Here is a 14,810-nt window from a genome sequence, read left to right on the forward strand (position 1 = left end):
CCGACTACAGCACCCGGTACAGCCGCCACGTCGGCTGGTCCTGCCCGTCGTTGGGCACCTCGAGTTCGAGGGTCGCGATGTCTGCGCCGGTCTCGTACAGCGTCGGGTAGCGACGGTTGACCGCATCCGATTCGCCGCGACCGCTGTTGGGTACCGCCAGGACGAACTGCACGCCATGCTCGGCGGGGCGGTTCAGCACCGAGGTGAAGTCCTGATCGGATGGGATCACGAAGGTGCGGGGACGTTCGGTGGCGGTGTACACCGCGAAGCCGTAGACCGTATCCATCAGGACCGAGCCGTCGGGCAGCGCCAGGGCATCGAGGTACCGGGCCAGTTCACGCTCGGTGGTGAAGCTGGCCAAAATCCGCTGTTCGGTCGCCCGGCGGTCCGAGGTGTCGGTGCTCGACGGGAACACGATGGACCGCAGCGCGTACTGCTGGCTCGACAGCGTGGGTGAGAGCATCGACGCCCCGGTGACTGCGGGCGTGAGGACAACGAGGGCTGCGGCGAGGGCGGCCGGAACGGCTGGTGCGCCGGCGAACCGGGTGCGGACGAAACCGGATGGGCCGCGGCGCCGTTCGACCAGCGGGTCCCCGGCGGGTACCAGTTGCAGCGCGAGCACGGCCATCAACGGCAACGCGCACAGGTAGAAGCGGAGGAAGGGGAAGGTCATACCGCGCGCGTAACTGTAGGTGGCGAAGCCGAGGACGGACGCCAGGACCGCCACCGCCGCCAGCACTTCGAGATCGCGACGCCGCCACGCCAGGGCAGCCGCGATCGGGACGAGTAGCGGAAGCGCGGGCCCGAGCACGAGGCTCTCGGCGGCCGAGAACAGCACCGCGTACACGGTGTCGGTGGAACCGCCGCCGCTCTGAGCAAGGATGCTCGCGTTGCCGTACGTGGACGAGAACTGCTGCAGCGCCTGACCGGTGATCAACCAGCTGACGGTGGCCCAGACGAAGAAGGCCATGGCAGTGGGCAACCCGACGAGAACGGCGTCGAGAAGGGCGGGCCGCATCTGTGCGCGGCGGTTCGCCCACCCGCGGCGCAGCACGGTGACGGCGAAGACGAAGACGGTGACGGCCAGCCCGGCGGCCAAGGCGTCGTATCGTGCGAGGTAAGCGAGGCCCAGCGCAAACCCTGCGGCAAGAAGATCGTGGATGTCGTCGGTGGTGCACCAGCGAATGAGCCGCCGGGTGGCCCAGCACATCATGGCCAGGAACGGTGCCTCGCTCATCCCGTTGCCACCGTAGAAGACGATCATGGGGTTGAGCGCGAACACGGCGGTGACGGTCCAGACCAGCCAGATCGGGCAGCCGCGGTCCGCACCGATCTTGTGGATCTGCACCACCGCGCCGGCCATGAACGGCGCCGACATCAGCACCCCTGTCACCGCCCACGAGGTGAGGTCCGGCCACCAGTGGCTGAGCAGGACGGTGGGCAACTGCACCAGCGCGGTGAGTGGAGTGAACACGAACCCGATGGCCGCCAGATGCGGGTCGCGGCTGAACCACACGCTGCGCGCCGCCGACGCCCGGCTGAGCGCATCACCGAGTACGAAGCCCTGACCCACGGTGAGATACAGACCGACACCGAGATAGAGCGCGGTACACCCCCAGAACAACCACCGCGTCGGCCTCAAGAAGCGTCCCCCGCTCCGGAACTCGCCGAACCGGATGTGTTCGGCGCACTGAGACCGTGGAACGTCTTTTCCCAGTACGACGGGTCGCGCACCAACTGGTAGGTGCCCTTGAGGGCGGCGACGCTCATCATCACCCAGTAGAGCGGTGTGGTGAGGGCGGCCACGAGTAACGCCGAGTTGTGCGTCTCGCGGCAGGCGATCAGATTCATGTACAGCACCGCCGCATTGCCGAAGACGAGCGAGATGAGCGCCGGAAAATATACATAGGCCGGGAAGATCTGCTGAATCACGGACGGCTGCCCCAGGATCCACGCGAGGCTGGTCAACCAGAAAACCATGTTGAGGCAGGCGATGAGCGGAGTGCCCGCCATCAGGGTGGTGAACCGGAAGAACCCGACCGGGCCTAGTCCGCGCCACAACCCGATCGGACGGCGCATGTGAACCAGCCAGGTCTGCAGATACCCCTTGTACCAGCGGGACCGCTGCCGCACCCAGTTGATGGCGTCGCTGTTGGCCTCTTCGAGAGTGGTGGAATCCAGTACGGCGGTGCGATAGCCCGATTCGGCGATGCGCACACCGAGGTCGGCGTCCTCGGTGACGTTGAACGGGTCCCAGGAGCCGATCTCGTCGAGCACGCTGCGACGCAGATGATTCGACGTCCCGCCGAGCGGAATGGGTGCGTTGCTGCGCATCAGCCCCGGAAGGATGAACCCGAACCACAGGGCGTAGTCCGCGGTGAACCAGGCGGTGAGCAGGTTCTGCGTTCCGTTGTGGAACGCCAGTTTGGCCTGCACGCAGGCTGTGTCGTCGGGCAGTCGGTCGAAGGCGACGACCACTCGCCGCAGTTGCAGCGGATCGGGGTGGTCCTCGGCGTCGAAGATCGTGATGATCTCGCCGGTGGAGAAGTGCAGCCCGTAGTTGCACACCTTCGGTTTGGTTCGCGGGTCGGCCGGCGGAACGAGGAGGATCGTGACCACATCTCCGACGCCCGCTGCTCGGGCCGCTTCGATAGTGACGTCGTCGTCCTCCTCGAGCAGCAACAGAACCTGGAGTTTGTCGGCGGGATACTTCAGCGCGGCCATCGCCCCGATGAGGTCGGCCACCACTTCCGGCTCGTCGTACGCCGGCACCAGAATCGTGTAGGACGGCAGTTGCTCGTCCGGGACGGCGAGCGCTTCGTCGTCGCTGACGGTGACGATGGTGCTGCCGTCGAGCCCACGGCTGAACAGCAGCAGGCGATCGATCATCGTCCCCACATAGCCGAGCGTGCACAGCAGGGTGAGAACGATCAGCGTGGGCGTCAGAAAGAACACGGCCGACAGGATCGTCAGGGCGGCAAGCGCCAGGAGTGTGTTGCGCTGCCACGGGAAGAACGCCACCGACGCCGACGAGAGCGGATGCTTCTCCCGCAGCCCGTTCACGGCATCGTGCAAGGCCGCCGCCCGAAACTCGGCGTCGGAGTGCACGCCGTCGTCGAGGGCGTAGGCATTTTCCCGGGTCACCATTGCTGCTCCTTCACGATTTCCCCCGCCAAGGTGACCAGCATGTCGCGGTCCTTGTATTCCGGCTCGGTGTCGGACACCGCGTTCTGTCCGCGGAGCAGCACGGCCAGCGTATTGGCACCGTTGGTGGCCATGGACGGCGCCGGTTCGGGGAACTGCGCGTCGGGTTCGTGGTTGTCGACGCTGACGAGAGTGATGCGCTGGGTCAGCTCCGGGCTCCGCACCCACACGAAATTGAGGTTGCTCCAGGTGAGCAGGAGGTCGTCGTCGACGATGGTGTACATCTCCGCCACGACACCCCGCCCGATGTCGATCGCGACCTTGGGGCTGACCCGCGCGTTTTCGAGTTCGTACATGGTCTGGCTGGGATACACCTCCAGCGTGCTGGGCCGGCGTACCGAGAGCACGTCGACCTGGACGGTGCGGTTGCGGTTCTGGGTATCCCACGCGGGGTTCGGCTCGGTGGTGCGAATGGTCTGGCGGGTGAGTTCCGAAGTGACACCGAAGTATCGACGCGGCCACGAATATTCGGTCACCGCGCGTTGCTCCCATCCGCTGGGGACGAGAATCCCCGCGGCGGCGGCCGGCGGTGGGCCGGGGGAGACGGGGGTGAGGTTCTGGTTCGGAAGCGGGGGGATGAACATCACCAGCGCCACTGCGAAGACGGCGACCGTCGTCAACCCACTCTTCGGTGTCGTGGGACGCCGCACCGGCCGGTCGAGCGGTGTCATCGGGCCACCGCGCCTCGTGTACACGTAGAACGCAATCCCGACGAGAATGGCACTGCCCAGGGCCGGACCGAGTTGGACGACGAACAGCGGGGCGGTCGGGAACTGCTGCACCGTGAAGTAGAGGGCGACCGTGCCGAGGAGAACTGAGGCGGCGAAGCCGATGACCGCCCGCCGGTTGCTGCGGTTGACCGAGATGGCCGCGGCCCCGGACGCGAGAACCACCATGATGAGCCCGAACGCGAATCGGTTGCCACCGAGCAGGACCCCGAGAGTGCGGTAGGTAAGGGGGAACAGCCCGATGCCCAGTAACCACACGGGCCAGAAGCGGCTGACCGATCGCAGTCCGAATACCAGGATCGCGGCACTGAACAGGAACACCCACGCCGCCACCACGTCGAGATGCATCAATTGGTAGTTCTCCGCGTACCGGGGCATCAGCAGCATGCGAATACCCAGCGACACGAGCAGACCGATGCCGCCCACGATCTTGTCGGTCTGACGGTCGTGGATCGGCAACTCGTTGTTCCGTCGTAACGAAATTCCGATGGCCGCGGTGATGCAGAGGAAGGGCACGACGAAGACATAACCGATGGCCGTGCCTTCGGCCGCGCTGAACCAGACGTCTTGCCAGGTCTTCCAGAATCCGAGGACGGTGGCGGCGCCGATCAGGATCCAGCGGACGGCCAGGCGCCAGGATGCGTCGAACGCGGGATGTCGAGTAACCATGGGGGAGTCGTCACCGCGGAGCGGTGCGCGAGCGACGTGACCGCAGGAGCGCCACCACTGCCACCACGACACCTGCCAGGAAGAGCGCCCCGCCTACCGCAAGTACCCACACCAGGGCCGCCGATATCCCCGAAGAGGCCGAACTGCTGCCGTTTCCCGGCACGGACAGTTCGACGGGTTCCCGGTCGGCGGCGGTGAACAGGACGTCGCCGTCGAGGCCGGCCCACCGGTCGGGGGAGCTACGCAACCACTCGAGCGTGCGGTCGAGTTCCCCCGGCACACCCGTGGAACCGGCGACGACCAGCTGCCGCTTCCCGTCGAACGACGTTTGCAGCGACGCGAAGTCGATCGGTGCCCCCAGGGTGACCGCCGCGGATTCGTCGGTCGACGGGTCCGTGAGCTCGAGCGTGGTGTCCTCGGTGCGTTCGAGTGGCAGCGGCACACTGTCGGGCAGAGCGCCGTCGGCCGCGATGAGTATGGCGGGCTTACCGGACTCGATCGCCTCCTGCAGGGACACCCAGCGGGGGTCGAGTTGGATGGTGGTCAACGACTGCAGTCCTGCGACGACGGCCACCGCGCGGGCAGTGTCGTCGAACCCACCGACCGTACCGGCCACGTCGACCCCCGGCAGTAATGACTGCGGCAGAGCCTGAAAACCTGTCGGATTCGGCTCTTTCGACGGTTCGCTGGTGACCTCGCTGTCGGGGTCGATGGTGAGGGTGACGGGTTGCTCCGTGCCACAGTGGTTGGTGGCACCCGTGGTGTCCAGGGCGACGGTGAGGGTGGTGACCCGGCGCAGGGCGTCGTCGGGGACGTCGATCCAGCGATCGATGACTCCACTGGGTTCGGCCGCCCAGCTGTCGAGCGTGTACTCGCCCGCGGTCACCGAGAGAAGCCCGCTTCGGTCCTCGGACAGTGGGGTGTACGAGCCTTGCACGTTGACCCGCAACGACCCCGACGCCCGGCCGAGTCGGCTCTGATCCACGCCCACGGCCACCTCGGCCCGCCCGCTGGACGTGGCGACGAGGTTCGTTTGGCCGAGATTCCGCAAGGTGGTGGAGGTGGGCGCAAGTATCGGCGGACGATCCATCGACCCGGCGATGGCGCGGGCGTCGACAGCCACCGCAGCGACCTTGCTGGTGATCAGTCGAACCTGATCCTGCAACGTGGCGTCGTCTCCGTTGAGGCGCAAGGCCGACCCGCCTCCGGGCAGGGGAACCAATTCTGTTGCGGGCTCGCCGCTCTCCCGGATGATCACCGACCGCTCGAACGGGCCGCCGGAGGCAGGCAGCAATGGCAAGCCCTCCGGTAATTTTCGGACGTCGACGCGTACTGGTTGGGCACCGTAGTACGCGACGACCGCCCCGGCGAGGTCGAGGGCGGCGGCGCTCTCGACCTCGGTGGGGTCGCCGGGGATGTAGAGGACGAGCTGCTGCAGAACCGGCGGCAGGAAGTCGGCCACCACGGCCGGATCCGTGGGTGCGCCGCTGTAGCGGACCGTGACGTCCCGCAGGGTGAGGCCACGGCTCGTCCAGGCCTCGGGGCAGAAGTTGTCGATCGGGATGAGCGTGCTGCGCAGAGTGACCGCCACGGCCTGATCCGTGACCTCGGCGCCGGTGAGCGGAATCGATATCGGCGCGGTGGCAGCGGGAGCACCAGGAAGATCCACCCGGGCCAGCGACCGGTCCGCCGATTCGACGTCGATCCAGGCACGTCCCACGTTGCCCGGAAGATCGGCCACCGCCTCGAGCGATGTGGGGGTGAGACCCTGTGGGACAGGCACCGTGACGGTAACCTCGTCCTGATTGCCTTGGAACGGAACGACGTCACCGAAACCGAGTGCGCGGGAACCGAGACTGACCGAATCGGCGGGTGCCGGCTGGTCTGCGGGGTCCTGCGCGTACGCAACCGGCATCGGCAGGAGGACGAGTCCGCACGCGGCCAGTACAGCAACGAGTCGGGCAACACGCGGTCGTGCGGGCATCGGCGACTCTTTCGGTGCAGGACGAATCAGTAGGTGGGGCATACGGTACAAATGGGACGTCCGTCCAGGACGCTACCCTGTGACCTCATACCCCGGTCTACCGAACCTGAACCACCACCTCGCCGAACGCTGTTCCGCCGGCGCGGAGTGTGAGCCTCCGATGGCCGCTACCCGCGATGAACGGGCGCACGACCGTACGGTTGCCGGACGGCGGGGCTGTCCGGTGCCGCGGGGATCGGTTTGGTGACCGGGGAGGCGTCCAACGTGAATGTGCTTCCGTGGTGCGCCAACTGGAGGGGTTCGCCGGAGATCAGCCGATACGTCGCCACCAGCGGACGGACATCGACGTGTATTGCGCTGCCGCGCACGGTCATGCGGAACGATAATCGCGTCAACTGCGGCGGGATCCGGGGTGCGAACGTCACGTCACCGTCGTGGTCCCGCATGCCGCCGAATCCGGCGACGCAGGCCGTCCAGGTACCCGCCAGGGAGGCGATGTGAAGTCCGTTCTCCACGTTGGCATGGAGGTCGTGGAGATCGGTGAGCGCGGCCTCGGCCAGGTAGTCGTAGGCGAGTTGCAGGTGTCCGACCTCCGCGGCCATGACCGCCTGGACGCACGCCGACAGGGACGAGTCGCGGACCGTGAGCGCCTCGTAGTAGGCGAAATTGGCGATCTTCTGCTCGGGGGTGAAGGCATCACCACGCAAATACATCGCCAGCACCAGGTCTGCCTGTTTGACCACCTGTTTGCGGTACAGGTCGAAGTACGGGTAGTGCAGGAGCAGGGGATAGTGCTCGGGCGGGGTGCCCTCGAAGTCCCATTCGTCGTGATGGGTGAAGCCCTCGGACTGCTGATGCACGCCCAGTGCGGCGTCGTACGGAATGCGCATGTGCTCGGCCGAGTCCCGCCACCGTGCCGCTTCCTCGTCGTCGACGCCGAGCTCGCGAGCCTTGGCGGGTCGCCGCTCGCACGCGGTGGCCGCGTCGCGGAGGTTCTTCTGCGCCATGAGATTGGTGAACACGTTGTTGTCAGCGATGGCCGTGTATTCATCCGGTCCGGTGACACCGTCGATGCGGAATTCGCCGCGGGAATTGTGGTGGCCGAGGGTGGCCCACAACCGTGCCGTCTCGACCAGCAGTTCGAGCCCGCATTCGTCCTCGAACTCGGCGTCGTGGGTGGCGGCCAGGTACCGCGACGTTGCCACCGCCACATCGGCGCCCACATGGAACGCGGCGGTTCCGGCGGGCCAGTAGCCGGAACATTCGTCGCCGGTGATCGACCGCCACGGGAAGACGGCACCGCCCTGGCCGAGTTGCAGGGCCCGCCGCTTCGCCTTGTCCAGGGTGGAATGTCGCCAGCGCAGGGCGTCGCGGGCCGAGTCGGGCACGGTATAGGTGAGCAGCGGCAGCACGAAGGTCTCGGTGTCCCAGAACGCGTGCCCGTCATAGCCGGGGCCGGTCAGGCCCTTCGCGGGAATGGCGCGCGACTCACCGCGCGCACCGGCCTGCAGTACGTGGAAGAGGGCGAAACGCACCGCCTGCTGGAGTTCCGCGTCACCGTCGATCTCCACGTCCGCGGTTTCCCAGAAGTCGTCGAGGTATTCTCGTTGGCGGCGCAGCAGCTCGTCCCACCCGGTTTCGAGCGCGCCGGCCAAGGCGCCCTCGACCTGCCCGCGCAATGCTGGTGTGGACCGCCGGGCCGACCATCCGTAGGCCAGATACTTGGTGACCCGTAGTCGTTGTCCGCTCGGCACATCGGCGGCGACGGTGAGGCGGGCGAGATCTTTCTCGGTCTCGATGCCGCAGCGGGCATTTGCCGGGAGGTCGATCTCGTGGTCCATGCCTGCGGCCATGCGCAGTCCCGAGCTCCGGGTGTGGTGGGCGAGTACCGCTCGGAAGTCGTGGGCGGCGGCGAAATCGGAGATCAGCGGGTTGTCCAGGGCTGCGGCGACTCTCGGGTCGTCCGTCCGGGCCGGGATCGGCTCGTTCGCCAGGAGGTCCGATTGCAGGACGAGTTCGATGTCCCCGTCGAGTGGTTCCACCTCGTAGTGGATGGCGGCGACCGCACGGGAGGTGAACGACACCAGCCGCTCCGAATGGATGCGCACCCGTCGGCCGGTCGGGGAGGTCCATTCGGTGGTGCGGCGCAGTGTGCCGGACCGGAAGTCGAGCACCCGCTCGTGGTGTGTGGCACTGCCGTACCGCATGTCCAGCGGTTCGTCCTGCACCAGTAACCGGATGATGCTGCCGTCGGTGACGTTGACGACCGTCTGGCCGTCCTCGGGATAGCCGTAACCGGCCTCGGCGTAGGGCAGCGGGCGTTGCTCGTAGAAACCGTTGAGGTAGGTGCCGGGCAGACCCCGGGGTTCACCCTCCTCGAAGGTGCCCCGAATACCGATGTGTCCGTTGGAGAGAGCGAAGGTCGACTCGGTGGCGTGGAGTGCCTGCAGGTCCAGTCCGCGCCAGCGCAGCTGCCACGGCGAAATCTCGTAGCCCTTGTCGTCTGCCATGCTCACCTTTCCAGCAGTTCGGCCAGGTCGTTGACCACCACGTCGGCGCCGTGCTCGCGGAGGGCCTCGGCTTGATCGTTGCGGTTCACGCCGACAACGAACCCAAACTCACCGGCGCGTCCCGCTTCCACCCCGGACAGGGCGTCCTCGAACACGGCCGCCTGATCGGGATGCACGTTGAGGGCGCGCGCTGCGGCGAGGAAGGAATCCGGTGCAGGCTTGCCGCGGAGTTCCTGATCGCGGATCACCACGCCGTCGATGCGCACGTGCACATATCGGCTGAGATCGGCGGCGTCGAGGACTTGCTTTCCGTTCGCCGACGACGTGACCACCGCGATCTTCAAGCCGGCGTCGTACGCGGACTTGATGTATCGCACCGAACCGGGGTACGGGCTCACCCCCTCCTCGTCGATCACCCGCAGAAGGCGGACGTTCTTGGTGTTGCCGACACCGTTCACCGTCTCGGCGCCCGCCGGATCGTCGGGAAGTCCCTCCGGCAGCGTGATCGCGCGGGAGGCGAGGAAGGTGCGCACCCCGTCGGCGCGGGGCCGGCCGTCGACGTAGTCGTAGTAGTCCTGGTCGGTGAACGGCCGGAAATTCGGGCCCTCGCGATGCTTCAAGAACTCGTCGAACGTGCGTTTCCATGCCTTGCGGTGTAGCACCGCCGTGCCGGTGAGCACACCGTCGAGATCGAACAAACAGGCCGAGATCGCATCAGGCAGTCCCATCACCTTCTCGACGGTACCGCCGTCGTCGGTGGTTTCGCCGAGGCGCGCGCGGGTGTCGGCGGATCGGAAGCGGGTCGGTCTCGATTTCGACCGAAACCGGACAAACCATACCGTTCGGACTGTAGGTTCCGCGGTGACCGGTAAATAGATGTGCAAACGAAGGAGCTGTCCTTGAAACGCTTGGTGGTAGCCGCGGCAAGTTGCGCACTTCTCACCTTGTCGGCGTGCGGATCCGACACCGAACCGACACCGACCTCCGAAACCTCCAGCTCCACCACCAAGGCCACGACGACCTCGGCCACCTCGACGACGAAGACCTCGGAGTCGGTCCCGCCGGCCGCCCCGCCCGGGTCGAACGACGGTGGCGGCGGTGCACCGGGCGCAGGGTCGGGCGGCGGTGGCGGGCAGGCTCCTGCTGCCGGTCAGCCGGCGCCCGTGAATCCACCGCCCGCAGTCGTCGCGCCGCCGCCGGCGCCGGTGATCCCGCCACCGCCCGTCGTGCCGCCGCCGGTGCCGCCGCCGCCCGCGGAGGGCGAGGATCCGCCGCCGGTCGAGGGTGAGGACCCGCCGGTGGAGGGTGAAGATCCTCCGGTCGAGGGTGAAGACCCGCCGGTGGAGGGCGAGGATCCGCCAGCCGAGGGTGAGGACCCGCCAGCCGAGGGCGGTAACTGAGGCGACTTTTCACGACGCACCCCTCCCCGCGGAGACGCATGAATCATGCCGTGTCCGCGGGGAGATGCGTCTGACTCTTCAGGGATCGCCGACGCGATCGGCGAGTAGTTCGCAGTACGTGCCCGCAAGTCCCGGCGCGCCCCGTATCTCTTCGATCAGGCGGAACCGGCAGCTGCTGACCGAGGCGCAGCCGGGGCCGTGATCTTCTGGTTGACCAGCATGTTGAGCGAGACACCCTGTTCTTCGGCTTCGATCGCCAGGGTGCGGTGCACCTGAGGGGACGTGCGCACCATGAACTTGCCGCTGTAGGGCCGATCCGCGATCGGGACTGGTGGTTGTTCGCCGGTCAGCGTCATGTCCTCGAGCACTTCACGGACGACGCCGATGACACCGTCGAGTGCTTCGGCCTGTGTTTCCGCCAGCCAGGACAACGACGGGAATTCGACTACGGCCCCGACGAATTCGCCGTCGTCCTCCGACCAGGTCACCCGATAGGTGTAGTGCGATGCGTCAGGCATTCTCGGCCTCCTTCGTGAGCTTGTCGTATGCGGTGACGACCTGGCCGACCTGATAAGCCGGGGTCGCAGCAGAAGTTGAACAGCTCGGTATATGTCACGCTCTGCGGACCTCATCCTCGCGATCAACTTCGCTTGTTTCCGACCCCGATAGTATCGCCAGCGATACCACTCAGGTAGGTGCGCGTACTGCTCATTGCTCGTGGTGGAACCGTGATCATGCGACGCGCCGATGTGCGCTCGAACGTACTTTCGCGCCCACCTCGGGTCGGTCGATCGGGGGACAAAGAGTTCCACCCAAATGGCGCCCGATCGGTGGACAGACGCCAGCCGGCAACGGCGGGAGAGTTGTGCCATGCGCTAGCGCGCATCGGATCACTCATCCTCGTGGACAGGAACACCCGTGATGGCACCCATTTCCGATATCCGGGCGGCGCGATGCCGTCGATCGCGGCGCGTGCTGTTCGTCGGTAATCCCACTCGACATTCGGACGTGTCGCAGTGGGCGATGGTCCGGCAGTGGGTTGTTCTTCAGGGACTCGAACCGATCCTGTCTTTCGGCGACGACGTGCTCTGCGTGATCGTGACCGAGGATGTGCTCGACGGCCGGTGTTCGTCGGCGGAGTCGCTCGTCGTGCGGCAGGCCCGGGACAACGCTGTGCCCTGCATCAGCGTCCACGACACCACCACGATCTGGCACACCACGGCCCGGGTGCGAGCCCGTATGTCGCTCGCGAACGGGACGCCGCGGGAAGGTGCGTGAAATCGGGTGTATTTCCTGTTCACAGCGGTTTTGGAAGGTTTCGGCGCGGGCACTCCACGGTGGGGAACCGTTTCGTTCTTGGAGGTGAATGAGTCATGTCGACGACATCCGGAATGTCGATCGAGAGACACCCCGACATTGCTGCATTGCGCGATCGCTACGACAGAGTCGCGGAGAGGCCCGTCACGCAGGTGGCCGAGGGTCTGATGTTCATTGCGGCGCTGTATGTGGCGGCGTCGCCGTGGATCGTGGGCTTCGGCGATCAAATGGGATTGGCGATGTGCAACTTGATCGCGGGCATCGCTGTTGCCCTGCTCGCGGTGGGATTCACATCGGCGTACGGCCGCACCCACGGGATGACCTTCGTCGCGCCGTTGCTGGGTCTGTGGATGATCGTCAGCCCGTGGCTGGTGGCCGATATCAGCACAACCACCGGCATGATCTGGTCGAACGTGATCGGTGGCGCCATCGTGTGCCTGCTCGGTCTCGGTGTCACAGCGATGGGGATGCGCGAAGACCGCGGAGACCGCATGAAGTAACTGGTCGACTACGTAAGAAAGGAAATCCGGAGACAGCGCCCGCCCATCAACGGCGGGCGCTGCCGCATGTGGGCGGGATTTCTCAGAGCCGCCGGCGGAGGAGGCTTCGCAGCGGCAGTTTGGATTCTCAGCGGTTGAGGAACGCGTCGTGGTCCGCGTGCGCGCGTTTGATGAGCTCCAGCAGCGCGGTCTCCTCGCGCACCATCTTCTTGAATTTGGGGTCGAGGCTCTTGAGCTGCTGCTCCTCCTTGACCAGCTTGTTGTAGATCCGTTCGCGCTCCTCGGCATCGGCCGTGTAGTCGAGATCGACGTAGTTCGCTGCATGGCGGCGGGCGCCCGCGATCGCCGACTGGGCCCTGCCCTTCTGACTCGACAGGGAGGCGATGACGGTAATGACCAGGACCCCGATGATCACACCGAGGGACACCATGGTGCTCACTTCCACCACGTCGACGGGCTCACCGTCGTTGACGAACGGCAGGTTGTTCTCGTGCAGCGCGTGCAGGATCAGCTTGACGCCGATGAAGCCCAGGATCGCCGCCAGCCCGAACGAGAGGTAGATGAGACGGTCCAGCAGCCCGTCGAGCAGGAAGTACAGCTGCCGAAGACCCATCAGGGAGAACACGGTGGCCGTGAAGACGATATAGACGTTCTGGGTGAGGCCGAAGATCGCTGGGATGGAGTCGAGGGCGAACAAGATGTCGGTGCCACCGATGGCGACCATCACCAACAGCATCGGCGTCATGGCCCGCTTGCCGTTCTCGATGGTGAACAGCTTGTCGCCGTCGTAGTGCTCGGTGGTGTGCATGAACTTCTTTGCGATCCGAATGATGAAGTTGTCGGCCGAGTGGGACTCCTCGGACTCGGGGCGCAGCATGTTGCCGGCGGTGATGAGCAGGATGAGCCCGAAGAAGTAGAACACCCAAGCGAACGAGTTGATCAGCGCGGCGCCGAGGAAGATGAACGCGGTGCGCGCGAAGATCGAGAACACGATGCCGAACAGCAGCACCTTCTGCTGGTCTTCTCGTGGCACCCGGAAGCTGGACATGATGATGAGGAAGACGAAGAGGTTGTCGACGGAGAGCGCCTTCTCCGTCACGTAACCGGCGAAGTACTCCGACCCCATCGTGGTGCCACCGAAGATCAGGACAACCACGCCGAAAAGAAGCGCGAGGCCCACGTAGATCGACGACCAGATCGCCGCTTCCCGAAGGGTCGGAACGTGAGCGTGGCGGACGTGGAAGAAGTAATCGAACGCGAGCAGAGCGACGATCACGACAATCGTCAGGCCCCAGGCGAGCGGAGTCACATGCATCGTCTCTGCCTTCCAGCCGGGAACGCGGTTGCTGTCGTCAGCCTAACCGCGGACCACCCGGTCGGCAGGGACGTTCGTCAGGCGACCTTGCCGTCGGGCGGTTCGGTCTCGCGGCCGTCATCGGACGCCGGCGCAGGGCGTTCGCGCACGTCCTTCTGCGCTGCCGCCTTGCCGATCAGTATCGCGATCGGAATCGACAAGACGATCCACGTCGCTACTGCGCCGATAATCCACCACACCGCTCAAGTATGCGATGCCTACCTTGGGGAAACCTGAGAGCGCAGCGGCGCACTATCGCGCGTGCGAATCGCGTGGTTGAAGGGCCCGCTGGGCGGCGGGCCAGAATTCGAATCCTGCGGTCATCAGCCCACCGAGCCCGATCAGGGTCACCGCGGCGTCGACGCTCGTCCGCCCCTCCTTCGCCCAGTAGACGTCTTCCAGGTCGAGTAGGAGCGCCAGTTCGTCGACGATGAGCGCCACCGCCGCGCCATACGATAGCGCCACGGTGGGATGGTGTCGCTGCTTGTCGGAACCACGGACGGCAATGGCACCGATCATCCCCAAGGTGCCGATGCCGATGTTGTAGTGATGGAAATGGTGTCCGCCGAGTTTCATGCCGCCGCTGCTCGGGCCGTGGCCATCCTTGATCCAGTGCGTCAGTGCCCGCACCGCGCAGAAGGTGGCGGTGAACGAACTCCATGCCCAGACGGCCGACTGTTCACCGGGAGCAAGGTTCCTCTTCCAAGCAGCCCGCAGGCGGTGCCATCGACTGCGAAGATGCGCGTACTGGAGTTCGGACATCACAACGGCAATGGTGCCACCCCGACAGTGGCGGTGGTCGGACTTTCACGGCCAGCGACTTTTCGCGACAGCGCGAAGATCGTGTTTTGAACGCGCCCGTGGACTCTAAGGGAGGATTCCCGGCAGATTCCATCGCAGTCGATCGCTAATGCTGCTTTCCGAACGGGGTTAGGGACTAGGCCGCTGGTCGTGCCTTCTAGGCGTGGCTGCCGGATTACCGATTGAGTTCGATTCACACAGATGTCGTACCCCCACAAAATTGGGGATGTGAAGTTGCAGATCCCGCGGACAAAACCAGCAACCCTCTACGGTGGAGAGGTCTTCTACTTTATTCGTTTGCGATCGCCCTGTCGGAACCTGGGGCGGTTTGGGGGTTCCCGCC

General features: G+C 65.8%; 13 protein-coding genes. 3 read left to right on the forward strand and 10 right to left on the reverse strand.

From position 1 onward, the window contains the following. Window positions 1-4: 4 nt before the first annotated feature. From GFS60_RS22355 to GFS60_RS22380, 6 genes are all read right to left on the reverse strand, one after another. Entirely contained in the window at window positions 5-1,642 is a 1,638-nt protein-coding gene (locus GFS60_RS22355; RefSeq protein WP_159924682.1) for a glycosyltransferase family 39 protein, read from the reverse strand. Then, on the reverse strand, window positions 1,639-3,147 hold the full coding sequence (locus GFS60_RS22360) for a glycosyltransferase (protein ID WP_159924684.1): 1,509 nt from the start codon (window positions 3,145-3,147) through the stop codon (window positions 1,639-1,641). Before GFS60_RS22360 ends, GFS60_RS22355 begins: the two co-directional genes overlap by 4 nt. After that, on the reverse strand, window positions 3,141-4,601 hold the full coding sequence (locus GFS60_RS22365; protein WP_159924687.1) for a hypothetical protein: 1,461 nt from the start codon (window positions 4,599-4,601) through the stop codon (window positions 3,141-3,143). The genes GFS60_RS22360 and GFS60_RS22365 overlap by 7 nt, the downstream gene beginning before the upstream one ends. A 10-nt stretch (window positions 4,602-4,611) precedes the next feature. Beyond that, entirely contained in the window at window positions 4,612-6,585 is a 1,974-nt protein-coding gene (locus GFS60_RS22370; RefSeq protein WP_159924689.1) for a hypothetical protein, read from the reverse strand. Window positions 6,586-6,752: 167 nt separating this feature from the next. Next, complete coding sequence (locus GFS60_RS22375) at window positions 6,753-9,095, reverse strand: glycoside hydrolase family 65 protein (protein WP_201453421.1); 2,343 nt, start codon at window positions 9,093-9,095, stop codon at window positions 6,753-6,755. A gap of 2 nt (window positions 9,096-9,097) precedes the next feature. Further along, complete coding sequence (locus GFS60_RS22380; RefSeq protein ID WP_159927452.1) at window positions 9,098-9,823, reverse strand: HAD family hydrolase; 726 nt, start codon at window positions 9,821-9,823, stop codon at window positions 9,098-9,100. A 171-nt stretch (window positions 9,824-9,994) separates the two neighbouring features. On the opposite strand from GFS60_RS22380, the gene GFS60_RS22385 reads away from it, so the two are divergent. Next, window positions 9,995-10,495, forward strand: coding sequence for a chromosome condensation regulator RCC1 (locus GFS60_RS22385; protein ID WP_201453422.1), 501 nt, complete (start codon window positions 9,995-9,997; stop codon window positions 10,493-10,495). A 155-nt stretch (window positions 10,496-10,650) separates the two neighbouring features. Here GFS60_RS22385 and GFS60_RS22390 read toward each other — a convergent pair whose 3' ends face one another. Further along, the gene (locus tag GFS60_RS22390; protein WP_159924694.1) at window positions 10,651-11,013 is read right to left on the reverse strand and encodes a type II toxin-antitoxin system HicB family antitoxin; all 363 of its coding nucleotides are present in this window, start codon (window positions 11,011-11,013) and stop codon (window positions 10,651-10,653) included. 403 nt (window positions 11,014-11,416) lie between these two features. On the opposite strand from GFS60_RS22390, the gene GFS60_RS22395 reads away from it, so the two are divergent. Next, window positions 11,417-11,773, forward strand: coding sequence for a hypothetical protein (locus GFS60_RS22395; RefSeq protein ID WP_159927456.1), 357 nt, complete (start codon window positions 11,417-11,419; stop codon window positions 11,771-11,773). Between the two features lie 95 nt (window positions 11,774-11,868). Next, the gene (locus GFS60_RS22400; protein ID WP_201453423.1) at window positions 11,869-12,312 is read left to right on the forward strand and encodes an SPW repeat protein; all 444 of its coding nucleotides are present in this window, start codon (window positions 11,869-11,871) and stop codon (window positions 12,310-12,312) included. A gap of 127 nt (window positions 12,313-12,439) precedes the next feature. On the opposite strand, the gene GFS60_RS22405 is transcribed toward GFS60_RS22400, so the two are convergent. The 3 genes from GFS60_RS22405 to GFS60_RS22415 form a co-directional block, all read right to left on the reverse strand. Beyond that, the gene (locus GFS60_RS22405; protein WP_159924696.1) at window positions 12,440-13,627 is read right to left on the reverse strand and encodes a TerC family protein; all 1,188 of its coding nucleotides are present in this window, start codon (window positions 13,625-13,627) and stop codon (window positions 12,440-12,442) included. Between the two features lie 77 nt (window positions 13,628-13,704). After that, the gene (locus GFS60_RS22410) at window positions 13,705-13,866 is read right to left on the reverse strand and encodes a hypothetical protein (RefSeq protein WP_159924698.1); all 162 of its coding nucleotides are present in this window, start codon (window positions 13,864-13,866) and stop codon (window positions 13,705-13,707) included. 52 nt (window positions 13,867-13,918) lie between these two features. After that, complete coding sequence (locus GFS60_RS22415) at window positions 13,919-14,428, reverse strand: hypothetical protein (RefSeq protein ID WP_159924700.1); 510 nt, start codon at window positions 14,426-14,428, stop codon at window positions 13,919-13,921. Window positions 14,429-14,810: the final 382 nt, after the last annotated feature.

The organism is Rhodococcus sp. WAY2, from assembly GCF_009859915.1.
GTDB lineage: Bacteria > Actinomycetota > Actinomycetes > Mycobacteriales > Mycobacteriaceae > Rhodococcus_F > Rhodococcus_F oxybenzonivorans.